The following is a 22882-nucleotide window of genomic DNA, read 5'->3' on the forward strand; positions in this document are numbered from 1 at the left end:
CCTGAAAAGAGGGCGGGGCGGGGTGGCCGTAGGGGCGGCCGGCGGTCGCCCGCTGACGGGTCGCCCACGTGGGCAGGGCGACGTCTCGGGCGGGGCGGGTGCCCCAGACCGCCCCGCCCACGCGCGGGGCGGCGAAAGGAGGAGCGCGGGGTGGCCGCCCACGCGGGCGGCGCTACGGGCGGGGCGGGTGCCACCCGAACCACCCCGCCCCCACACGCGGGCGGGGCGGGGTGGCCGGTCGAGAGCGGGCGGGGCGGCGTCTAGTAGCCCGGGTTCTGCTGGAGCCCGAAGCTCTCGACCTCCGACTGCGGGATCGGGTACAGCTCGTGCTTGCCGACGATGAACGTCTTGCCGGCGGCGGCCATCAGCTCGGGCGCGCGGCCCTGGCGGATGATGTCGAACCAGCGGTGCTGCTCCATCGCGAGCTCGCTGCCGCGCTCGCGCCAGATGGCCTGCACGAGGGCGTCGCCGGCAGCGGTGACGTCGGGGAGCAGAGCCTCGGCCGTGACGGAGAGCGTGAGATCCTCCCGCGTCGGCGCCGCGCCGGCGGCCGCTTGGCGGAGGCGGACCACGCCGACCGAGACGGTTTGCCCGGGCGTGACGGATGCCATCGCGGCCTCGTAATCGGCCAGGCTCTGAACCGCCGCGCCGTCCACCGACGTGACCAGGTCGATGCTGCGCACGACGATGGGGGCCGGCTCCACCTCCGTGTCGAGCCCGGCGTCGAGGGGCGCGAGGCCCGCCTCGGCGGCGGCGCCCTCCACTCGGCGGGCGAACACGCGGCTGTCGACGCCTCCCAGGTTCAAGACTTGGGCGATGCTGGGGGCGAGCGCCTCGACTTGGAGCCCGAGCGTTGCCGTCATCTCGCCGCGCGCCCGCGCGCGCACCTCGTTGAGGTAGCGCTGCGCCTCGGCGTCCCGCCCCGTCCGCGCGGCGGCCTCGGCGGCGACCAGAAGCACGTCGGCGTAGCGGATGCGGCGGATGTTGACGCCGCTGTTGCCCTGGTTGCCCGCCCGGTCCGGCGACTCGAACGCCTTCTGGTTAAAGCGCTGATTCTGGATCTGCGGGTTGAGGTAGGGCACCCGGCCCGACCCGTCGGGGATCTGCTCCCAGGGGTAGAGGATCGTGGCCTCGCGGCGCGGGTCGCCCGGCTCGAAGTCCTCTTCGAGCTGGTCCGACGGCTGGTTGAAGCCCCAGCCCAGGTTGAGGTTGCCGCGCGCGCCCTGGACCTGGGAGTACTGCGAGCCTGCGTTGTTCTCGGCCGTCGACACCGTCTGCACCTCGAACACAGACTCCGACGAGTTCTCACCCGCGTACGAGAAGAGCTCGGCGTAGTCCGGGTACAGCGCGTACTCGCCCGAGTTGATCACGGCCGTCGCCTGCTGGTACGCCTCCTCGTACTCCTCCTGGTACAGGTGAGCCTTTGCGAGCAGCGACCTCGCAGCGCCCTTCGTCGCCCGGCCGGCGTCGGCGGCGCCGTACGCGCTCTCCTCCGGTAGCGCCTCGATCGCCGCGCGCAGGTCGGACTCGATGAGCGCGTAGGTCTCCTCGCGCGACGCGCGCGGCTGCTCCAGCTCGTCCGGCTCCAGGGGCTCAGTGACGAGGGGAACGCCGCCGTAGGCGCGGACGAGGAACGAGTAGTAGTACGCCCGGAGAAACTGGTTCTCCCCGATCAGCCGCGCGCGGAGCGCCTCGTCCATCTGGGGCACGCGCGGGATCCCCTCCAGGGCCACGTTCGCGCGGAAGATGCCGCGGTAGTACCCGGCCCAGGTGCCGCTAAAGGCGTTGTTGCCCGGGTCGAACGTGAGGTTGTCGAGGTCCAGGAGGAAGCTCCCGTCGGCCGGCGTGCTCCCCTTCACCGACTGGTCCGAGGCGATGTCCGTCATGCCGATCCACCCGAACACGTGGACGTTCCAGTTGCGGAGGTAGCTGTACGTCGCGTTCGTGGCCTGGACCGCGTGGGCCTCGGTCTCGAAAAAGTTGTCGGTCGTGAGCTCACCGCGGGGCTCGGGCCCGAGGAACGAGTCGCACCCGCCCTGGAGACCGGCCGTCGCCAGCAGGGCGACGAGGGTCGCTGGGCGCGCGAGGGGGAAGGATCGGAAGGTCATAACAAAGGGGGTCCTGTCAGGAGCGCGGGCGGGGTGGTCGCCGCCCCGCCCAGGCAGACTAGAAGGAGAGGTTGAGGCCGACCGTGATGGTCCGCGCGATGGGGTAGACGCCGTTGTCGATGCCTGGGCCGAGGACGCTGCTGCCGCCGATTTCGGGCGTGTAGCCGTCGTAGCCGGTGAGCGTGAACAGGTTGGTCCCGCTCACGTAGATCCGTGCGCGGTCAACGCGGATGCGGTTCGCGTACTGGGCGGGGATGGCGTAGCCCACCTGGAGCGTCTGGAGCTTGAGGAACGAGGCGTCCTCGACAAAGCGGCTCGACGCCAGGAAGTTGTGGCCCGCGTTCGTGATGCGCGGCTCGGTGTCGCTCGTGCCGGGGCCGGTCCAGCGGTCGAGGAACGACTCCTCGTAGTTCTCGACCCCGAAGCGGACCGACGTCCGGGCGTTGTAGACGTCGGCTCCGATCGAGCCCGTGAACGCCGCGCTCACGTCGAACCCGTTCCACCCGAGGTCGACGCCGAACCCGAGCGTGTAGTCCGGGATGGGCGACCCGAGGTTGACCTTATCGTCGTTCGTGACCGTGCCGTCTCCGTTCGTGTCGGCAAACCGGAGGTCGCCGGGCCTCTCGCCTCCGCGCGTCGGTGCGTTGTCGATCTCCTCCTGCGTCTGGAACACGCCTTCGACCTGGAAGCCATAGAACGATCCGATAGGCTCGCCAACGATCGTCCGGTTGGTGTTCGTCACCTCGTTGCCAAGCCCACCGGCGAGAATCTCCTCGTTGCCCTCGCCCAGCGCGAGCACCTCGTTGTGGATCGTCGATCCGTTAAACCGCACGCCGTAGAGGAAGTCGCCTGCCGTGCCGCTGAGGCCGAGGCTGGTCTCGAACCCCGAGTTGCGAACGGACGCCGCGTTCACGAACGGGTTCTGAGCTGATCCGACGTAGTCTGGAATCGGCACGCGGACGAGGATGTCCTCGGTGTCGCGGCGGTAGTAGTCGAACGTGGCCGTAAGGCGGTCGTCGAAGAACGCGGCGTCGAGCCCCACGTCCGTCTGGACCACGCTCTCCCACTGGATGTCGGGGTTGGCCAGCGACGTCAGCGTCTGACCAAAGTTGAGCGTGGGGTCGCCGCCGAACACAGCGTTGAGGTTGTTGTCGACGAGCGCGAGCGAGGCGTACGGGTCGATCTTGTCGTTGCCGATCCGGCCGTAGCTCCCGCGGAGCTTGAAGGCCGAGACGTAGGGGACGCCGTCCATGAACGGCTCGTCTGCCACGTTCCATCCCAGTCCGATCGACGGGAACGTGCCGTAGCGGTTGTTCTCACCGAACCGCGACGACCCATCGACACGGACCGAAACGGTGGCGAGGTAGCGGTCGAGGAACGAGTAGTTGGCCCGGGCGAGGTAGGACTGCATCGTCCAGCTCGAGGCCTCGTCCTCGACCGTCTGCCCGTCCTCCTCGCCCGCCCGGAGGTACCAGAACGAGGGATCCTCGCCGATCAGGTTCTGCCGCCGACCCCGGATCTCCTCGGTGTAGTACGACTGGAGCGTGAACCCACCCAGCACGTCCAGCCGGTGTCGGTCGTCGGGCGTGAGGAGGTCGTACGTCAGCGTGTTCTCCCACAGCCACGTGTCCGTGTTTCCCTGCTCGACCAGGAGCCGGCTGGTCTCGTTCTGCTGCGTCGGCGAGACGAGGAAGACGGGGACGAAGTTTTTGTACTCGGCGTCGTCGAGGTCGACGGCGAAGTTGGACCGGAAGCCAATCCCTTCCGGGAGGTCGAGGTCGAGGAACACGTTGCCCGCCAGACGGAAGCCGCCCTCGTCGTTCCGGTTGTAGAAGATGGACGCGGCCGGGTTGCCGGCCGAGGACCGCACGCCGGCGTCGTTGAACACGCCGTCGGTCATGGGCGCGACCGTGGGGTCGGCGAGGAGGGCCGCCCGCACGACGCCAGCCGAGCGCTCGCCGTCGCGGTAGATGAGGTTGATGTTGTGACCGATCTGGGCCGCCCCGCCCAGCCGGTATTCGTTGTTCAAGCGGAGCGTCGCCCGCTGGTACGAAGACCCCTGAAGGATCCCGTCCTGCGAGATCACGTCGCCGCTGACGTAGTACGAGATGTTCTCGTTGCCGCCGCGTGCCGAAACGGTGAGGTTTCGGATGGGGGCCGTCTGGTAGACCTGGTCCTGCCAGTCCGTGCTCGTCACAACGGCGGAGGGGTCGGCAAAGAACGGGTCGAGCCCGGTGTTGGCCGCAAGCTCGTTGGCCAGCTGGGCGTACTCCGCCCCACTGACGAGGGCGATCTCGCGCTGGAGGCTCTGGACCCCGTTGTAGACGTCGACGCTAACGGTCGTGCCGGCCTCGAACCCGCCTTTTTTCGTCGTGATAAGGATGACGCCGTTGGCGCCGCGCGAGCCGTAGATGGCCGTGGCAGAGGCGTCCTTGAGCACCTCGATGGACTCGACGTCGTTGGGGTTGAGGAAGTCGATGTCGTCGAGGAGCAGGCCGTCGACGACGTAGAGCGGGCTGGCGTTGTTGAGCGTGCCCACGCCGCGGATCCGAATCTGTGCGCCCGAGCCAGGCGCGCCGCTGGACGGTGTGACCTGGACGCCGGCGACGCGGCCCTGGAGGGCCTGCGCGACCGACGGCGTGGCCTGCTCGGCGAGTTCCTCACCGGACACCGAGGACACGGCGCCGGTTACGTCGCGGCGGCGCTGCTCGCCGTAGCCGACGACCACGAGCTCGCCCAGCGAGGCATCAGCGAAGACGAGCGCGAAGTCGGCCATCGCCGTCTCGCCGGCCCGGACCACGACTGCCCGCTCCTGCGGGGCGTAGCCGATAAAGGAGGCGCGGACGGTGTAGGCACCGGCCGGGACGCCGCGGATCTCGTACTCGCCGACGGCGCCGGTGCTGGCGCCGAGTGTGGGGATCGCCTGCCCGTCGTCGTCCAGGACCACGACGCTGGCCGCCGGGAGCGTCGTCGCGTCGAGCGAGTCCGTCACCACGCCGGCGATCTGGCCCGTCTGGGCCTGGGCCGCGACCGCCCCGCCCAGGACGAGCGCGAGGACCGCGAGGAGCCGCCGGACGGGGCGGGCAGAGAGTCCGGCGGCGGGCGGCCGGAGGCGCAGGGTCACCATGTTCATGGGGAGCGGGGAAAGGCGGGCGGGGTGGGAGCCGGGGGCTCAGGCGGAGGGTGCGCCCGCAGTGGGCGCGAGGGGCGGGGCGGCCACTAGAGGCGCGCGCCGCACGACTCGCGCACGACGAGCCGGGTGGGGAGGGTGACGGCGGGCGGGGCGGGCGCGTCGCCGCGGACGGCGCGGAGCACGGCGTCGATGGCCTGCGACCCCATCTCGTCGATGGGCACGTGGGCCGTGGTCAGGGCCGGTGTCACGTAGCGCGCGAGGGGGATGTCGTCGAAGCCCGCGAGGGCGACGTCGGCCGGCACGCGGAGGCCGGCGTCGCGGAGGGCTTGGAGGGCGCCGACGGCCATCGCGTCGTTGGCGCAGAACAGGGCCGTCGGGCGGGGCGAGAGGGCCAGAAAAGAGGCGGCGGCGGCGCGGCCCGAGGCTTCGGTAAAGTCGCCGGCCAGTTCGAGCACGGGGTCCGGCGCGAGGTCCGCCTCGGCGAGCGCGCGCCGGTAGCCGTCACGGCGGGCGCGGGCGTCGGCGTTCGGGGCGGGGCCAGAGACGAGGGCGATCCGGCGGTGCCCGAGCCCGGCGAGGTGGCGCGTCACGGCCTCCGCCGCGGCCGCGTTGTCGATGGCGACCGAGCCGTGGCCGGCGACCGCCCCGCCCAAAACCACGACGGGCAGGCCGGGCGGGAGGTTCTTGCGGAGCACGTCGGCCTCGATGTCGGGCGACATGACAACGAGCCCGTCGACGCGACCGACGAGCGTGCGGAGGGCGCGGACCAGCTCGGGCAGCCCGTCGTGGGCGCTCGCGAGGAGCGTGTGGTAGCGCGCCGCCCGCGCGGCCCGCTCGGCGCCGCGGATGACCTCGGAGTAGAAGCCGCCGTAGAGGTCGGGGAGCAGGACCCCGATGGTCTCGGTCGCAACCCGCTTCAGGTTCCGGGCCGTCCGGTTGGGGACGTAGCGGAGGCGCTCGGCCGTCTCCAGGATCCGGCGGCGGGTCTCCTCCCCGACCGGCCCGCTCGCGTTGAGCGCGCGGGACACGGTGGCGACGGAGACGCCGGCCTGTCGGGCTACCTCGCGCATGGTAACGGCCACTGTCCGGGAGCGCCTGTGGCCAGGGGGTTTGAGAAGCAGGGCGTTGGCCCCTCACGCTGTAGAGGAGCCGACTGTAATCGGTTACAGCGAGTGTACGGGGTTGCCCTCTCAGGGTCAAGCGAAGGCGGCGGTGGTCTGGTGAATTGCCGCCCCCTCCACCCGCCCCGCCCGGCGACTCCTCCCGTTCCGGCTCTCCGACGCCAGGATCGGCGGTCGGGACTCGACGTGTGATCCGCGATAGCGCGAGCGTTTCAGAAGAGCCTCGCGCGCTCGTCCCGAGCGACTCCGCCGCGGAATCCCCCAGTTCGTGTCAGACGGGGCCGCCGGGGCTACGCCTCGCGCTCCACCCCGCCCCGCCCTGGCTCCACGGACGGGGCGGGCGGGGCGGCCAGAAGGCGGGCGGCCAGCCGGTGCGGCGCCCGCTCGGCCGGGTCGAGCGCGGCGACCGCGTCGGCGAGGGCCGCGCCGCGCCCGCCGGCCCAGAACTGGCGGCGCCACTGCGCCTCGACGAGCCGCCGGACGCGGCGCCGCAGCCGGGCCTCGCGCGTCGCCTCGGCGTCGAGACCGGCGCGGTGCGCGTCGAGCGCCTCGACCACCCCGCCCACGCCCTCGTCGTTCAAAGCCGACGCCGTGACGACGGGCGGGGCGGCGGCGGCCCTCAGGTGGAGTGCCTGGCGGAGCGCGCGGACGAGCCGCCCGGCCTCGGGCTTGTCGGCCTTGTTGACGCAGAACACGTCGGCGACCTCCATGAGCCCGGCCTTCATCGCCTGGACCGCGTCCCCGGACTCCGGCACCAGGACCACGAGCGTGGTGTCGGTCGTCTCGGCCACGTCGATCTCGCCCTGCCCCACGCCGACCGTCTCGACCAGGACCACGTCGTAGCCGGCCGCGTCGAGCACGTCGCAGGCCGCCTCGGCCGCCTCGCTCAGCCCGCCCAGCGCGCCGCGCGCGGCCAGCGAGCGGACGAACACGCCGTCGTCCTCGGCCCAGCGGTCCATGCGCACGCGGTCGCCCAGGAGCGCCCCGCCCGTGAACGGGCTCGACGGGTCGACGGCGACGACGCCGACCGTCTGCCCCCGCGCCCGGAACGCGCCGACGAGCCGGTCCACGAGCGTCGACTTGCCGGCGCCGGGCGGGCCGGTCACGCCGACGCGCCACGCGCGGCCGGTGTGCGGGTAGAGCGCGTCGACGAGCGCGTCCGCCCCGCCCAGGTCGCCCGCTGCGCCGTCGCCTGCGGCGGTTTCAACGGCCGTGATCGCGCGGGCGACGGCGCGGCGGCGGCCGGCGAGCACGTCGTCGGCGAGGGCGGGGCGGTCGGGGGCGTCGGGCACGCAGGGCGGGGCGGTCGAGGGTGTCGGGGCGAGTGGAAGATCGCGCGGGCACGACGGCACAGTGCCCACCCCGCCCTCGCCGCGCCACCGGGCGGGGCGGGAGCGCTGGACGACGCCTCGGCCGCCACCCCGCCCTACCTGCTCTACCTGCTGGGCGGGGCGGCCTGGACCCTTTCTGCGCCCGCCACCCCGCCCGCAGCCTACGCTCCCGCATTCCGCCCACTCTCCACCCCGCCCCGCGGGTCGCGCCGCCTAGCTTGGCCGGCCCTCCCCGCCCCCGGCCCCATGCCCGACGCCCCGCACGCCCGCGCCCTCACGCCCACCGACGCCTCGGACCACGGCGACCGCACGCACACGAGCGGCGAGCTCCGCGAGAGCGACGCCGGCCAGACCGTCGTCCTCAAGGGCTGGGTCGACACGCGGCGCAACTTCGGCGGGCTCCAGTTTATCGACCTCCGCGACCGCTACGGGCTCACGCAGCTCGTGTTCAGCCCCGAGATCGACGCCGACCTCGCCGATCTCGCCGAGAAGCTCCGCGGCGAGGACGTGATCTCGGTGCGCGGCGAGGTCCGCGTGCGCGAGCGGAAAAACCCCGACATGGCGACGGGCGACGTCGAGGTCTACGTGTCGGACCTGGACGTGCTCGCGGTCTCCGACACGCCCCCGTTCGTGGTGTCGGCGGGCGATCCGAAGTCGACGCAGGCCGGCGACGAGCTCCGCCTGACGTACCGCTACCTCGACCTCCGCAAGCCGGCGCTCCAGAAGAACCTGCTCCTGCGCTCGAAGCTGTACCAGAGCGTCCGCCGCTACTTCGCGGACCGCGACTTTGTCGAGGTCGAGACGCCGGTCCTCATGAAGTCGACGCCCGAGGGCGCACGCGACTACCTCGTGCCCAGCCGCGTCCACCCGGGCCAGTTCTACGCGCTCCCGCAGTCGCCGCAGACGTACAAGCAGATCCTGATGGTGGCCGGCATGGACCGCTACGTCCAGATCACGAAGTGCTTCCGCGACGAGGACCTCCGCGCCGACCGCCAGCCCGAGTTCACGCAGATCGACGTCGAGATGACGTTCGCGACCGAGGAGGGCGTCTACGCGCTCGTCGAGGGGCTCATCGCGGACGTCTGGCGCGACACGCGCGGCATCGAGATCGAGACGCCGTTCCCCCACGTGACCTACGCCGAGGCGCTCCGCCGCTACGGGTCCGACAAGCCCGACCTCCGCTTCGGCATGGAGATCGCCGACGTGAGCGGGGCGGTGGAGGGCTCGGGCTTCACGGTGTTCGACTCGATCCTGGACGCGGGCGGGGCGGTCGTCGCGATCCGCGTCGAGGGCGAGGGCGACCGCGGGCGCAAGCCGATGGACAAGCTGGACAAGGACGTCGTCCGCAAGCAGATCGGCGCCGGCGGCCTGTTCTACGCCAAGCTCCCGAGCGACGGGTCCGAGTTTTCGCAGTCCGTCAAGGACGAGGTGTTCGGCCGCGACCGGATGCAGGCCGTGATCGACGCGGTCGGCGCCGAGGCGGGCGACCTCGTACTCGTTCTGGCGGGGCCGCAGCCGACGGTGTTCGAGCAGATGGGCAGCCTCCGCCTGCACATGGCGCGCGAGACCGGGCTCGTCCCCGAGGGCGCCGATGGCCCGTGGCGGTTCCTCTGGGTGACCGACTTCCCGCTCCTCGAGTACAGCGAGGACGACGGCCGCTACTACGCCATGCACCACCCGTTCACGAGCCCGGCGCCCGAGGACATGGGCAAGCTCGACAGCGCCCCGGGCGAGGTGCGAGCCCGCGCCTACGACCTCGTCCTCAACGGGTCCGAGGTCGGCGGCGGCTCCATCCGCATCCACCGCGCCGACGTGCAGCGCCGGATGTTCGACCTGCTGGGGATCTCGGACGAGGAGGCCGAGCGGCGGTTCGGGTTTTTGCTGGACGCCCTCCGCTACGGCGCCCCGCCCCACGGCGGCATCGCGCTGGGCCTGGACCGGCTCGTCATGCTCCTCACCGGGGCGACGTCGCTCCGCGACGTGATCGCGTTCCCCAAGACGCAGCAGGCGACCGAGCTCATGTCGTCGGCGCCGGCCGCCGTCGACCCCGAGCAGCTCGCCGAGCTCCACATCGAGACGACCGCCGCCCCGCCCGACGTGGACACGACGCAGCCGCTCTCGGCGGACCCGACGTAAGGGGAGGGATACGGGATGGAGGGATCGAGAGATGGGGCGGGGCGGTGCCGGACCACCCCGCCCTCGGACGGTCGCCCGAGCCGCCCCGCCCTCGGTGCGAGCGCGGGGGCGGGGCGGCCGCTCTGCCCATCCCTCCGTCCCGCATCCCTCGATCCCTCCCCTACGCCTCCTGCCGGCCGTCGTCGCGCATGGCCGCGAGCGCGCTCAGGTCGACGGCCCGCAGCGCCGCCTCCAGGTCGGCGTCGTCCACGCCCCGCCCGGTCACGTTGACGAGGAAGCGGTCGGCGACGACGAGGCTGAACTCGCCGCGCCGCGAGCCGGTGTCGTACGTGCGGTACCCCTTGCTCTCGCCCAGGCGAACCGTTTTCTCGTAGCCCGTCGCCGTCTCGCGGTCGACGTCGGTCATCGTCCACGCGGCGCCCATCATGCCCATCGCCGGGACGGCGCCCATGTCGGTGACCTTGACGCTGACGGTCGAGTCGCCGGCGCCGTAGTCGGCCGAGGCCTCGGAGATCGAGAAGCCCATCGAGCCCTGCTTGGCGCCCTCGACGTTCGTCCGCTCCAACCCCACGAGGGTCTCGGGCAGGAGGTCGCGGAGGCGGCGGAAGTCGACGGGCTCGGCGGGCGCCTGGTTGGCCGTCTCCTCCATCTGCTCGACGGCGGCGGCCATTTCTTGAGCGCGCCCGAACAGGCCGGTCTCGCCCGTATCCTCGACGTCGCCGCCGTAGTCGTCGGAGCCGCCGCACCCGGCGAGCGGGGCGGCCAGGAGGGCGAGGGCGGCGAGGAGCGGGAGGCGGGGCATGGCGAGGAGGGAGGTCTACCCTCCTGTACGCAAAGGGCTGACCGCGCAGGTCACCCCCCACCAAAACAGCGCCGCCCCGCTCAGTCACGCGGCGGGCGGGGCGGGAGCCCACGGCGCAAGGCGACCCGACAGGCGCCCACTCCGAACCCCGCCCCGCCCCGCCCGTCTCAGGAGGCGCGGACCCGTCCGGCGGCGCCCACGACACGGTGGGCACGCCGGGCGGGGCGGTCCGACCGGCCGCCGCCGCTCTCCGGGTCCACCCCGGCCCGCAAGGCGCGGGCGGGGCGGCCCTTGCCCCTCCCCCACCCCGCCCTCTGGTTTTTTATGTCCCTCCACGCCGTCATCATGGCCGGCGGCATCGGCAGCCGGTTCTGGCCGCGCAGCCGCCGCGCCACCCCCAAGCAGTTTCTCGACGTGTTCGGCGAGGCGTCGATGATCCAGAACACGTTCGCTCGGCTCCAGCCGCTCGTCGAGCCCGAGAACGTGCTCGTAGTGACCAACGCCGACTACATCGAGCAGACGCACGCGCACCTCCCGGCCGTCCCCCGCGAGAACGTGCTCGGCGAGCCGGTCGCCCGGAACACGGCGCCGTGCGTGGCGCTGGCCGCCGCGCGGCTCCACGCGCTCGACCCCGACGCGACGATGGTCGTGCTCCCGGCCGACCACCTCATCACGAACGTCGAGCGGTTCCACGAGGTGCTCCAGGCCGCCGCCGAGGCCGCCCAGCCGCAGGGCGACGGCCCCGGCCCGCTCGTGACGATCGGGATCCGCCCGACCCACCCCGAGACCGGCTACGGCTACATCCAGTTCGACGCCGACGGCGACACGGACGGCATCGCCGACGACGGCACGGACGACGCGCCGCGCGCCCACCGCGTGCTCACGTTCGCCGAGAAGCCCGACCTCCAGACGGCCGAGCGCTTTCTCGACGCCGGCGACTTCCTCTGGAACTCGGGCATGTTCATCTGGCGTGCCGACGCCATTCTGGCCGCCTTCGAGCGCTACCTCCCCAAGGTCTACGCCCTGTTCGCCCCGCTCGAGGACGCGTTCGGGACCCCGCGCGAGGCCGAGGCCATCGCCGACGCCTACGAGCGGAGCCCGAAGATCTCGATCGACTACGGGGTCATGGAGCAGGCCGACAGCGTGCTCGTCGTCCCAGGCTCGTTCGGGTGGAGCGACGTCGGCGACTGGCGGGCGGTCCACGAGCTCTCGGACCAGGACGAGGCCGGCAACCGGGCCGAGGGCAACGTGATCCTCAAGGACACGGCGCGGAGCTTCGCGCGGAGCACCGAGGACCGGCTCCTCGTCCTCGTCGGCATGGAGGACGCCGTCGTGGTCGACACGGGCGACGCCGTCCTCGTGTGCCACCGCGAGCAGGCCCAGAAGGTGAAGGACGTCGTCGACTTCCTGGGCGTCCACGGCATGGACGACTACACCTAAGCCGGACGTGGCCGCGGGCGGCCGCGGGCGGGGTGGCCCGCCGCGCGGATCTGCCCGCCCCGCCCCACGGCGGAGACGCGGCTGCGGAGAGAGGCGCCGGCAGAAAGGGGGCGGGGCGGTCCGCGAGGGCGGAGGCCGCTCCCGCGTGCGCGCCCGCTCCTCCTGGCTCAGGAGCGGGCCTCCGCCCCGCCCCGCGCTGGAGACGCAACGACGGGGCGGGGCGGGGCGGGTAAGGCACGAACCTCCAGAGCTGGTAGAAGAGGGCGGGGCGGACGCACATAAGCCGCACCTGATGAAGGGGACCTGTCACCGCGCCCCCTTCTCTTGGTCTTGACTCGGCTAGAGAAACCGGGCAGAGGAGGCCACGTACTGACCCGCTCGTTTCTAAAGTGACCAGGAAGTCACCTGTTGAACCCGTCGTTTCCAGTGCCGACCTCCACCCCGCCCGCCCCCACGCTCGGCCGCCGCGAACGCGAGCGGCTCCTGCGGCGGGCGGCGATGCTCGACGCCGCCCTCGCCGTGTTCGCCGAGAACGGCTACGCCGGCGCGTCGGTCGACGAGATCGCCGAGCGGGCCGAGTTCGGGAAGGGGACGATCTACAACTACTTCCCCGGCGGCAAGGACGAGCTGTTCCTGACGCTGTTCGAGGAGCGCGTCGTCGGCTGGCTCCACGAGGTCGTCGCGCGCTCGTTCCCCGACGACGCCGACCTTTCGACGCCGCCCGCCGCGCGGGCCGCTTTCCGCGGGTTTATCGGGGCGCTCCTCCGCCAGTTCAGCGAGAGCCGCGAGGCGCTCCTCATGTTCATGAAGGAGGGCTACCGGACGCGGCTCGACGTCGAGCACGAGGCGGCGTTCAGCCAGCACTTCCTGAGCGTCATCGAGGCCGTCGCCCGGCCGATCGAGGTCGCCGTCGCGGCCGGCGCGCTCCGCCCCCTCCCCGCCCGGACCGTCGCCCACGTGCTCATGGGCAACGTCCGCGGCTACCTCATGGCCGAAGTCGACGCCGAGTGCGACCCGTCGGGCACGTTCGAGCCGGCCCCGTTCGGTTCCTCTAGCGAGGCCGCCGAGTTCCTCACGACCGTCCTCTTCGACGGCCTCCTCGCCCCCTAGCCATGCCCGCCCCGCTCCGCCCCGGCGGCCCCGCGGCCCTCGCCGCCGCGCTGACCGTCTGGTTCGCGCTCGCCGCCCCGGCCCCGGCCCAGACGGCCGACCCGCCGGCCGCCCCGCCCCGCCCGGCCCCCGCCGCGCCGGCCGCCGTGGGCGGGGCGGTGACCGACCCGGCCCGGTCCCCCGACCGCGCCACGGCTCTGCCCGCGCTGGACGCGGGCGGGGCGGTGGTCTCGCTGTCGCTCGACGACGCCATCCAGATCGCCCTCCAGCGGGCCTACGCCATCCGTCTGGCCGAGCTCGACGTGGCGAACGCGCGCGCGCAGGTCCGCGAGGCGTACGGCGGCCTGTTCCCGCTCGTCGACGTGGCCAGCTCGTACACGCGCAACGTGGTCCAGGCCAACCCGTTCGCGGGCTCGGCGGCCGGCGGCCTGTTCGGTGGGCTCGGGGCCATCGGGTGGCTCCAGTACAACGAGGTCGCGCGGACCGACGGCGACCCGGCGACCGAGACGCTCACGCTCACGGAGTACAACCGGCGCGTGCTCGAAGGCCAGCAGGCCATCGGGTTCGACCCGGCCGCCGAGTCGGGCAACCCGTTCGGGACCGACAACCAGTTCCTCAACACGCTCTCGCTCAGCCAGCCGATCTACAACGGGTCGGCATTCGCGGCCGTCCGCGGCGCGCGCGGCCTCGTCGAGATCAACGAGGCGGCCGTCGAGCAGCGCCGCGACGAGACCATCCACGAGGCGCGCGTGGCCTACTACGGCGCGCTCCTGGCGGGGCGGCAGGCGGCCGTCCAGCGGGCGTCGGTCGAGCGCTCGCGCGAGACGTTCGAGGACGCGTCGCTCCTCGTGGCCCAGGGCGTGCGGCCCGTGCTGGAGCGTCTCAACGCCGAGGTCGACCTCGCCAACGCCGAGACCCAACTCGCCCAGGCCGACGCTCAGGCGTCGACGTCCCGCGACCAGCTCCTGCTCGCGCTGGGGCTCCCGGTGACGGCGCCGGTCGTGCTCGAGAGCGACCTCGCCCCGCCCCGCCCCGCCCTGTTCCAAACCGTCGGGCTCGCGGCCGCCGCCGCGACCGCCCTCGACCTCCGCCCCGACGTCCGCCAGGCGGCGCTGGCCGTGCGGCTGAACGAGGTCCAGCGGGACATCACGCGCGCGGCGGCCTACCCACGGCTCAGCGCGTTCGCGACCGCCAGCTACTCGGGCAACGTCCCCGACGACCGGACGGCCGTGTTCGCGCCCGACCCGCGCGACCCGTTCACGTTTACCGAGTCGTCGTCCGGGTTTTTCTCGGGCGACTACTGGCAGCCGTCGCTGGCCGTCGGCGTCCGCCTGGGCTGGACGCTGTTCGACGGGTTCCAGACGCGGTACCGGGCGCAGCAGGATCAGATCGTCATCGACCAGGCCCAGGTTCAGCTTGAGCAGGTGCGGAACGCGGCCCAACTCGAAGTGGCGACCGCCATCCGCCAGCTCCAGAGCGCGCAGTCGCGGCTGGGCTCGCAGTCGCAGACGGTCGAGACGGCCCAGACGGCGTTCGCCTTCGCCTCGGCCCGCCTCGAAGAAGGCGTCGCCAGCCAGGTCGATGTCCGCGTGGCGACGCAGAACCTGGACCTCGCCCGGCTCAACTACCTCCAGGCCGTCTACGACGCGCTCGTCGCCCGGAGCGACTACGAGCGGGCGACGGGCACCATCCTCCCCGCCCCGCTCGACGAGACGGTCCGTCCCGACGGTTTGCGTCCCGCCCCGCCCACGGCCTCTCGCTGAGACCGCCGCCCCGCCCGTACCGCTCGGGCGGGGCGGGGCGGCCGACTCCCCCGTCTGCACGGGCGTCCACGGGGCGCCCCCACTCCTCCTCCCCATGCGTTTCCTCCCTCTCCGACCCGCCGTGCTCGCCGCCGGCCTCGTGCTCGCCGCCGGCCTCGTGCTCGCCGCCTGCGGCGGGGAGGAGCCCGCCGAGACGGCCGAGGCCCCCGCCGACCGCGCGGTCCCCGTCGACGTGCTCGTGGCCCAGCCCGGCCTGTTCGAGGACGCCATCCAGCTGACGGGCACCGTCCAGGCCGACAACGACGCGAGGCTCTCGCCCGACGTGCCCGGCACGCTGACCTACGTGGCCGCCGTCGGCACGTCGGTGCGGGCGGGGCAGACCGTCGCCCGGGTCCGCGCGGCGTCGCAGCAGGCCGGCGTGAGCCAGGCGCGCGCCCAGGCCGGCACGGCCGAGGCCGGCATCGCCCAGGCCCAGGCCGGCGTCGAGGCCGCCCGCGCCCAGCGCCAGGCGGCCCAGGCCCAGCTCGACCTGGCGCAGGAGCAGTACACCCGCCAGCTCCCGCTCTACCGCGACTCCATCCTCTCGGCCCTCGAGTTCCGCCAGGTCGAGCAGCAGCTGGCGTCGGCCCGCGCCCAGGTCGCCCAGGCCGACGCCGGGATCGCCCAGGCGGAGGGGCAGCTCCGCGCCTCGCGCGCCCAGGTCTCGGCCGCGAACGCGGGCGTGCAGAGCGCGCAGTCGCAGCTCGCCAACACGCGCATCGTGGCCCCGTTCGCCGGCGTCGTCGAGGCCCGGCTGATGGAGCCCGGCGAGCTCGCGAGCCCGGGCCAGCCGGTCGTGCGCCTGGTCGGCGGCGGCGGCGTCAAGGTGACGGCCGGCGTGCCCGAGCGGTACGCCGGCGAGATCGAGGTCGGCACGCAGGTCCGCGTGGCGCCCAACGCCTACACGGTCGAGCCGCGCGGGGGCCGCGTCTCGTTCGTCGGCCTCGCCATTGACGACGCCTCGCGGACGTTCCCCATCGAGGTCGCCGTCGAGAACGCCGACCGCGCGCTCAAGCCGTCGATGGTCGTCCGCCTCGACGTCACGCGCGACGTGCTCGACGGCGCCATCTCGGTCCCGCAGCAGGCCGTCGTCCGCGACGAGCGGGGCACGAGCGTGTTCGTCGCCGTCCCGGCCCAGGGCACGGGCACCGTCGCCGCGCGGCGCGTCGTCGAGCTCGGCCCGTCGTCGGGCGACGAGGTCGTGCTCACGTCCGGCGTCGAGGCCGGCGACCGGATCATCGTGTCCGGCCAGGCCGACCTCGCCGAGGGCGACCTCGTCCGCATCGACGAACGCGTGGCGCGGACCGAGTGACGGGCGAGGGGTGATGAGCACCGACCTCCTACCGCCCCGCCCCAGCCGCCCGTAGCGCCGTTGCATGCAACGGCGCCCGCCCCGCCCAACGCGCACCGCCCCGCCTAGCGCACGCCCGCCCCGCCCAGCGCTCCTCGCCCGTCCCCCGCCCCGCCATGAGCATCCCCGACCTCGCCATCAACAACCGGGTCGCCGTCGTCGTGCTGACGGTGGCGCTCACGCTGGCCGGGCTCGTCGCCTACGTGGCGCTCCCGAAGGAGAGCCAGCCGCAGATCGAGTTTGCGACGATCGTGGTGACCACGATCTACCCCGGCGCGAGCCCCGACGACATCGAGGCCATCATCACGCAGGAGGTGGAGCGCGAGGTGAACTCGATTTCGGGTCTCGACGAGCTACGGTCGACGAGCACCGAGGGCGTCTCGACCGTCATCGCTGAGTTCCTGCCGGACAAGGACATCAACGAGGCCAGCCGCGAGGTCCGCGAGGCCGTCGACCTGGCCAAGACCGAGTTCCCCGCCGATGTCGAGGAGCCGATCGTGTCCGAGATCGACGTGAGCGAGTTCCCGGTCCTCACCGTCAACCTCCTCACCGCCGGCTCCCTCTCCGACCTCCGCGAGACGGCCGAGGACCTCCAGGACGAGATCGAGGGCGTCCCCGGCGTGCTCGAAGTGGACCTCTTGGGCGGGTTGGAGCGCGAGGTCCAGGTCGACGCCGACCTCACGGCGCTCCAGGGCTACAACCTGTCGATCAACGACCTCGTCACGGCCGTCCAGACCGAGAACACGAACATCCCCGGCGGCTCCATCGACGTCGGCCCCGAAAACTACCTCGTCCGCGTCGACGGCGAGTTCGACGACCCGTCCGAGATCCTCGACCTCGTGGTCGCCGCCCCGGGCGGGGTGCCGGTCTACGTCCGCGACCTGGCCGACGTCCGGTTCGGGTACAAGGACCGCGAGAGCTACGCGCGGCTCGAAGTGCTCCAGCGCGAGAACGCCGACGGCGAGCCGGTCCCGGTCGAGGGCGCCGAGGACCTGCAGGTCATCCGGCTCAACGTCAAAAAGCAGGCGGGCGAGAACATCATCGAGGTCGTCGACGGCGTCGAGCGCGCCATCGAGGATTACGCGCTCCCGTCGGGCACGAGCTACGTGCTCACCGGCGACCAGTCCGAGGAGGTCGAGTCGCTCGTCAAGGATTTGGAAAACAACATCATCGCGGGCATCATCTTCGTGATCGCGGTGCTCCTGTTCTTCCTCGGCGTGCGGAACGCGGCGCTCGTGGGCGTGGCGATCCCGCTGTCCATGTTCCTGAGCTTCCTCGTGTTCAGCGTCATGGGCGAGACGCTCAACTTCATCATCCTCTTCAGCCTCATCATCGCGCTGGGGATGCTGGTCGACAACGCCGTCGTCATCATCGAGAACATCTACCGCTACCGCGAGGAGGGCTACGGGCGGTGGGAGGCGGCGCGCGAGGCGACGAACGAGGTGGGCCTGGCCGTGGCCGCGTCGACGGCGACGACCGTCGCGGCGTTCGCGCCGATGCTCCTGTGGCCGGGCATCATCGGCAAGTTCATGAGCTACATGCCGCTCACGCTCATCGTGACGCTGCTGTCGAGCCTGTTCGTGGCGCTCGTCATCAACCCGGTCATCACGGGCTACTTCATGGAGACCGACGCCGAGGCGTCGGCGCGGCGGACCACCCCGCCCAGCCCGACGGCGCGGAAGGTGGGGCTGGGCCTCGTCGCGTTCACGGCGCTCGTGGTCGGCGTCGCGAACTGGAAGACGCTCGTGTTCCTGGTCGTCGCCGTGCCGGTCCTCTACGCCCTCTACAAGTACGCGCTGGAACCGGCCCACCACCGCTTTGCGCGGCGGACGGTGCCGGCCATGACGGCCCGCTACCGGGCGTTCCTCGCCTGGATGCTCCAGCGCGACTACAACGTCCCGCGGGCCATGCTCCGCAACACGTTCGCGCTGGGCGCCTTCACGGTCGGCTTCCTGCTCCTCGTCGCCGGGGCGGCCGTCAACGCTGCCGCCCCGCCCGCGGGGTGGATTTTGATCGTGCCGGGCGGGGTGGCGCTGGTGGCCGGCCTGCTCGGGTTCGTGGTCCACAGCCTGGAGACGGCGTTTCTGGGCGGGCGCACGAGCGTCCGCGTGGGGCTCGTGTTCGGGGCCGTCGTGGGAGTCCTCGTGGTGCTCCTCGTGCTCTCGGGGCGGATCGACGTGTCGACGCTTGAGGGCGTCGAGGTGATCGTGGGGATGTTCCTCCTCCCCGCCCTCGTCGCCGGCGCCGGCGCGCTCGGCGTCGTGTTCGGGCCGGGCGGCCGCCGCGACGCGACGCGGAACGGGGACGTCGCGCACAACGGGCGGGGCGGCGACGAGCGGGGCGGGGCGGGGCAGAACGGGGCGGGGCGGACGACGGCCGACGACCAGCCGTACCTGATCCTCACCGACAACCGGGCGCGGCTGCTGACGGCGACCATGGGGCTGCTCGTCGGCGTGATCGCGCTGTTCTTCGTGGCGCCGACGGGCGTCGAGTTTTTCCCGACGACCGACCCCAACCTCATCCAGATCACGGCCGAGGCGCCGACCGGGACCACGATCGAGCGCTCGAACGAGGTGGCCGGCGAGGTCTTCGGGCGCGTCCAGGCGCTCGTCGAGGAGGACCCGGCCTCGGCGGCCAACACCGAGAACATCTCGACGAGCGTCGGGGTCGGCGGCGACGCCGCGTTCGGGGGCGGGGCGGCCTCGGCCGAGCGCTCGCGCGTGACGCTCAACCTGGTCGACTACGCCGACCGCGCCGAGCCGTCCAGCATCACGCTCCGCCGCATCCGCGACCGGCTGGCCGGGCTCCCGGGCGTCGACCTCCAGGTGGAGCAGAACCAGAACGGCCCGCCGACCGGGGCCGCCGTCAACATCGAGGTGTCGGGCGAGGCGTTCGACGAGATCCAGGACATCGCCGACGGCCTCAAGGCGAAGCTCGAAGAGGGCGTCGAGAGCGGGGCGATTACGGGCCTCGTCGACATCCGCGACAACCTGGGGTCGGGGCGGCCCGAGTACCGGGTCGAGATCGACCGCGAGCGGGCGGCGGCGTTCGGGCTCTCGACGCAGCAGGTGGCGTTCGCCGTGCGCGGGGCCATCAACGGGATCGAAGCGAGCCAGTACCGCGACGGCAAGGACGAGTACGACGTGACGGTCCGGCTCCGCGAGGCGGACCGCGAGAACCTCCGCCAGCTCGAGAGCCTGACGGTCCTGGCCGAGGGCCGGCAGGTCCCGCTCGTGTCCGTCGCCCAGATCGTGCCGGCGAGCGGGCTGGGCAGCGTGACGCGGCTGGGCCAGGAGCGCGTGGTGACGGTCCAGGGCGACGCCGCGCCGGGCGCGAACGCGCAGGCCGTGCTCCAGGAGGTCCAGGCCTACCTCGCCGACGACGTGGCCGCCGTGCCGTCGGGCTACACGGTCGCCTACACGGGCGAGAGCGAGGACCAGCAGGAGAGCTTCGGCTTCCTCACGACGGCGCTCCTCATCGGGCTCTCGCTCATCTCGATCATCCTGATCGCCCAGTTCAACTCGGTCAAGAACCCGTTCATCATCATGGTCGCCGTGGGGCTCTCGCTCATCGGCGTGCTCCTGGGGCTCATCCTCACGCGGACGCCGTTCGGGCTGTTCACGTTCATCGGCGTGATCTCCCTCGCCGGCATCGTGGTCAACAACGCGATCGTGCTCGTGGACTACATCGAGCAGCTGCGGGCGCGCGGCGAGGACAAGCAGGAGGCGATTATCGACGGCGGGGCCACGCGGCTCCGGCCCGTGCTCCTGACGGCGTTCACGACCGTCATCGGCCTCATCCCGCTGACCTTCGGGATCAACATCGACTTTGTCGGGCTCATCGTGAACCTCGACCCGTCGTTCTCGATCGGGTCGGAAAACACGCAGTTCTGGGGGCCGATGGGGACGGCGATCATCTCGGGGCTCACGTTCGCGACGTTCCTCACGCTCGTCATCGTGCCCGTCATGTACTCGGCGTTCGACAGCCTGGCCGTCCGCCTCTCGTCAGCCACCGACGAGGCGACGGGCGGGGCGGACGCGGGCGGGGTGGACGACGGCGCGCTCGTGCTCGACGGCGACGGCGCCGCCGAGGGCCGCCCGCTCCCGGCCGTTGTGCGTGAAGGGTGACGCGTGACGGGCGAGGGGCAAAACCTTTCGGGGCGAGTGCCTTTTACCCGTCACCCACCGCCTGCCACCCCGCCCCGTCATGATCGAACGCCTGTTCCCGCCCGCCCCCCACGTCGTCGCCCTCCGCGTGGGCGGCCGCGTGACGACCGCCGACGTCGACCGCGCGAAGGCGGCGCTCGACGGCGCGCTCGCCGATCACGACCGGATCTCGTTCCTGCTCGTCGTCGACGGCGTCGGGTTCGTGGACCCGGCGGCGCTCGTCCGCGACATCGGCTACGGGATCGGGCAGGTCCAGAACCTGCCCCGGTTCCACCGGGCGGCCGTCGTGACGGGGCAGGGCTGGCTCCGCGCCGTCGTCGGCGCCGAGAACGCCGTGCTGCCAGGCGTCGAGGTTCGCGCCTTCTCGCCGGCCGACCGCGCGGCGGCCGAGGCGTGGGTGTCCGGGGAGCCGCCCCGCTCGCAGCCGGGGCTCGCGTGGCTGCCGGCCAACCGGCCGACGCTCGTGGCGTACGCCGTGCGCGGCGTGCTCCGGGCCGAGGACGTGGCCGCGTTCGGCGAGCGGCTCGACGCCGCGACGGCGGCCGGCGCGGTGGACGTGCTCGCGGTCGTCGAGGCGGCGCCGGTCCCCGGGCTCGACGCGCTGGGCACCGACCTCGCCCAGCTCCAGCTCCGCGCGCTCCGCGTCACGCGCCGCTACGCGGTCGTGGGCGGGGCGGGGTGGCTCGGGCAGGCGGTCTCGCTGATGGCCCCGCTCCTGCCGGTCCAGGTCAAGACGTTTGCGGCCGGCCAGGAGGCGGCGGCGCGGGCGTGGCTCGACGAGGGCCGCGACGACGCGGGCGCGACGCGCGACCTCCCCGCCCTGCCCGCGACGGTCGCCGATCTGCCCAAGGCCGACGACGCGGGCGGGGCGGACGACGCTGGGGCCGCCCCGCCCCCGGACGACCTGGGCAGCGTGCCGCCGGCCGGCACGCCGCCGCCGCTGCTGTAGCGGGCGGCGCCTTACGCTCTCTCTGCCACACCCGCCCCGCCCTCGTTCCACCGATGGCGCCGGGCGGGGCGGACCCTGCCGGCGCCCACCCGAGTACGTCCCGCTCCGCCCGCTCGGACCGCCCCGCCCGCATGCCGCCTCTCCACCCCGCCCTGCTCCTCCTCGTCCCCGGCCCGACCGGCGCTGTCGAAGGGTCCGGCTCGCTGACGCTGCTCGTCGTCTACGTCGTGCTCGCGATCGGCGTCTCGTTCCTGTGCTCGATCATGGAGGCCGTGCTGCTGAGCGTGACGCCGGCCTACGTCGGCGCGCTCGGCGACACGAACGCGGCGGCCGCCGATCGCCTCAAGGAGCTCAAGGCCGACGTGGACCGCCCGCTCGCGGCCATCCTCACGCTCAACACGATCGCCCACACGATCGGGGCGGCCGGCGCGGGCGCCGAGGCCGCCGGCTACTTCGGGGCGGCCTCGGTCGGCATCTTCTCGGCCGTCCTCACGCTGGGCATCCTGGTCCTTTCCGAGATCATCCCCAAGACCATCGGCGCCGTCTACTGGCGCGGCCTCGCCCCGCTCGTGTCCCGGCTCCTCGTCGGCATCGTGTTCGTGCTCAAGTGGACCGGGCTCATCTGGCTCTCGCAGGCCCTCACGAAGCTCATTGCGCGCGGCAAGAAGGAGGACTCGGTAAGCCGCGAGGAGCTGGCGGCGCTGGCCCAGATCGGGACCGAGGAGGGCGTGTTCGATGCGTCCGAGAGCCGCATCCTCCAGAGCCTGTTCCGCTTTAGCGAGCTCAAGACCCGCGACGTCATGACGCCGCGGACCGTCGTCGTGGCCTACCCCGAGGGCGCGCCGCTCCGCGAGATCGCCAATGACGGGACCCCGTTCTCGCGCCTCCCGCTCTACCGCGGCACCAAGGACACCGTGACCGGCTTCGTCCTGCGCGACGACGTGCTCCGGGCCGTGGCCGACGGACGGGGCGACGAGCCGTCCTCGACGGTCGCCCGCGACCTCCTGTCGGTCCCCGACTCGCTCCCGCTGCCCAAGCTGTTCGACCGGCTCCTGGAGCGGCGCGAGCACCTCGCGCTCGTTGTCGGTGAGTACGGGGGGACGGCCGGCGTGGTCTCGGTCGAGGACGTGGTCGAGACCATCCTCGGCCTCGAAATCGTCGACGAGGTCGACCGCGACGACGATATGCAGGCGGCGGCCCGGGCGCAGTGGGCCGAGCGGGCCACGCGACTCGGCCTGGTCGACGACCCCGCCGACGGGGCGGCCGTGGACGCGGCCGTCGAGCAGGCGGCGGCGGTTCAGTACGGGATCACGGGCGGCGAGCCGCCGGCGGTCTCGCCGGCCGAGCCTCGGAGGTAGCGGGCAGCAGATGCCCCCGCCCTGGCCGCGGGCGGGGTGGTCGGGGCAACCGGCGATCGCCCGGGGGCGGGGCGG

Annotated in this window: 13 protein-coding genes; 8 read left to right on the forward strand and 5 right to left on the reverse strand. The window is 72.8% G+C overall.

What is annotated here, in order from left to right:
* Nucleotides 1-260 precede the first annotated feature (260 nt).
* From RM540_RS04545 to meaB, 4 genes are all read right to left on the reverse strand, one after another.
* Nucleotides 261-2108, reverse strand: coding sequence for a RagB/SusD family nutrient uptake outer membrane protein (locus RM540_RS04545; RefSeq protein ID WP_311662350.1), 1848 nt, complete (start codon nucleotides 2106-2108; stop codon nucleotides 261-263).
* A gap of 58 nt (nucleotides 2109-2166) precedes the next feature.
* The gene (locus tag RM540_RS04550) at nucleotides 2167-5241 is read right to left on the reverse strand and encodes a SusC/RagA family TonB-linked outer membrane protein (protein ID WP_311662351.1); all 3075 of its coding nucleotides are present in this window, start codon (nucleotides 5239-5241) and stop codon (nucleotides 2167-2169) included.
* A gap of 86 nt (nucleotides 5242-5327) precedes the next feature.
* Complete coding sequence (locus tag RM540_RS04555) at nucleotides 5328-6311, reverse strand: LacI family DNA-binding transcriptional regulator (protein WP_311662352.1); 984 nt, start codon at nucleotides 6309-6311, stop codon at nucleotides 5328-5330.
* Nucleotides 6312-6652: 341 nt separating this feature from the next.
* Nucleotides 6653-7654 carry a methylmalonyl Co-A mutase-associated GTPase MeaB gene (meaB, locus tag RM540_RS04560; protein WP_311662353.1) on the reverse strand — a complete coding sequence of 334 codons (1002 nt, stop codon included), beginning with the start codon at nucleotides 7652-7654 and terminating at the stop codon, nucleotides 6653-6655.
* A 285-nt stretch (nucleotides 7655-7939) separates the two neighbouring features.
* On the opposite strand from meaB, the gene aspS reads away from it, so the two are divergent.
* On the forward strand, nucleotides 7940-9829 hold the full coding sequence (gene aspS / locus RM540_RS04565) for an aspartate--tRNA ligase (RefSeq protein ID WP_311662354.1): 1890 nt from the start codon (nucleotides 7940-7942) through the stop codon (nucleotides 9827-9829).
* A 160-nt stretch (nucleotides 9830-9989) separates the two neighbouring features.
* Here the strand turns inward: aspS and RM540_RS04570 are convergent, their stop codons facing one another.
* Entirely contained in the window at nucleotides 9990-10631 is a 642-nt protein-coding gene (locus RM540_RS04570) for a hypothetical protein (RefSeq protein ID WP_311662355.1), read from the reverse strand.
* 324 nt (nucleotides 10632-10955) lie between these two features.
* On the opposite strand from RM540_RS04570, the gene RM540_RS04575 reads away from it, so the two are divergent.
* The 7 genes from RM540_RS04575 (at nucleotide 10956) to RM540_RS04605 (ending at nucleotide 22807) form a co-directional block, all read left to right on the forward strand.
* Nucleotides 10956-12071 carry a mannose-1-phosphate guanylyltransferase gene (locus tag RM540_RS04575; protein ID WP_311662356.1) on the forward strand — a complete coding sequence of 372 codons (1116 nt, stop codon included), beginning with the start codon at nucleotides 10956-10958 and terminating at the stop codon, nucleotides 12069-12071.
* 426 nt (nucleotides 12072-12497) lie between these two features.
* Complete coding sequence (locus RM540_RS04580; protein ID WP_311662357.1) at nucleotides 12498-13181, forward strand: TetR/AcrR family transcriptional regulator; 684 nt, start codon at nucleotides 12498-12500, stop codon at nucleotides 13179-13181.
* A gap of 2 nt (nucleotides 13182-13183) precedes the next feature.
* Nucleotides 13184-14944 (forward strand): TolC family protein, encoded by a 1761-nt coding sequence (locus tag RM540_RS04585; protein WP_311662358.1) that lies wholly within the window; start codon nucleotides 13184-13186, stop codon nucleotides 14942-14944.
* 94 nt (nucleotides 14945-15038) lie between these two features.
* Nucleotides 15039-16295, forward strand: a complete 1257-nt coding sequence (locus RM540_RS04590; RefSeq protein WP_311662359.1) for an efflux RND transporter periplasmic adaptor subunit — start codon at nucleotides 15039-15041, stop codon at nucleotides 16293-16295.
* Between the two features lie 155 nt (nucleotides 16296-16450).
* Entirely contained in the window at nucleotides 16451-20461 is a 4011-nt protein-coding gene (locus RM540_RS04595) for an efflux RND transporter permease subunit (protein WP_311662361.1), read from the forward strand.
* 79 nt (nucleotides 20462-20540) lie between these two features.
* Nucleotides 20541-21449, forward strand: a complete 909-nt coding sequence (locus tag RM540_RS04600; RefSeq protein WP_311662362.1) for a SpoIIAA family protein — start codon at nucleotides 20541-20543, stop codon at nucleotides 21447-21449.
* A gap of 131 nt (nucleotides 21450-21580) precedes the next feature.
* Nucleotides 21581-22807, forward strand: a complete 1227-nt coding sequence (locus RM540_RS04605) for a CNNM domain-containing protein (protein WP_311662363.1) — start codon at nucleotides 21581-21583, stop codon at nucleotides 22805-22807.
* The last annotated feature ends 75 nt before the right edge of the window (nucleotides 22808-22882 follow it).

The sequence above is a fragment of the Rubrivirga litoralis genome, from assembly GCF_031846415.1.
Taxonomy (GTDB): domain Bacteria; phylum Bacteroidota; class Rhodothermia; order Rhodothermales; family Rubricoccaceae; genus Rubrivirga; species Rubrivirga litoralis.

What these genes read in the sequence shown, in the direction of transcription:
- RM540_RS04545 (WP_311662350.1), bottom strand. Translation starts at nt 2,108, where the DNA reads ATGACCTTCCGATCCTTCCCCCTCGCGCGCCCAGCGACCCTCGTCGCC.
- RM540_RS04550 (WP_311662351.1), bottom strand. Translation starts at nt 5,241, where the DNA reads ATGAACATGGTGACCCTGCGCCTCCGGCCGCCCGCCGCCGGACTCTCT.
- RM540_RS04555 (WP_311662352.1), bottom strand. Translation starts at nt 6,311, where the DNA reads ATGCGCGAGGTAGCCCGACAGGCCGGCGTCTCCGTCGCCACCGTGTCC.
- aspS (WP_311662354.1), top strand. Translation starts at nt 7,940, where the DNA reads ATGCCCGACGCCCCGCACGCCCGCGCCCTCACGCCCACCGACGCCTCG.
- RM540_RS04570 (WP_311662355.1), bottom strand. Translation starts at nt 10,631, where the DNA reads ATGCCCCGCCTCCCGCTCCTCGCCGCCCTCGCCCTCCTGGCCGCCCCG.
- RM540_RS04575 (WP_311662356.1), top strand. Translation starts at nt 10,956, where the DNA reads ATGTCCCTCCACGCCGTCATCATGGCCGGCGGCATCGGCAGCCGGTTC.
- RM540_RS04585 (WP_311662358.1), top strand. Translation starts at nt 13,184, where the DNA reads ATGCCCGCCCCGCTCCGCCCCGGCGGCCCCGCGGCCCTCGCCGCCGCG.
- RM540_RS04590 (WP_311662359.1), top strand. Translation starts at nt 15,039, where the DNA reads ATGCGTTTCCTCCCTCTCCGACCCGCCGTGCTCGCCGCCGGCCTCGTG.
- RM540_RS04595 (WP_311662361.1), top strand. Translation starts at nt 16,451, where the DNA reads ATGAGCATCCCCGACCTCGCCATCAACAACCGGGTCGCCGTCGTCGTG.
- RM540_RS04600 (WP_311662362.1), top strand. Translation starts at nt 20,541, where the DNA reads ATGATCGAACGCCTGTTCCCGCCCGCCCCCCACGTCGTCGCCCTCCGC.
- RM540_RS04605 (WP_311662363.1), top strand. Translation starts at nt 21,581, where the DNA reads ATGCCGCCTCTCCACCCCGCCCTGCTCCTCCTCGTCCCCGGCCCGACC.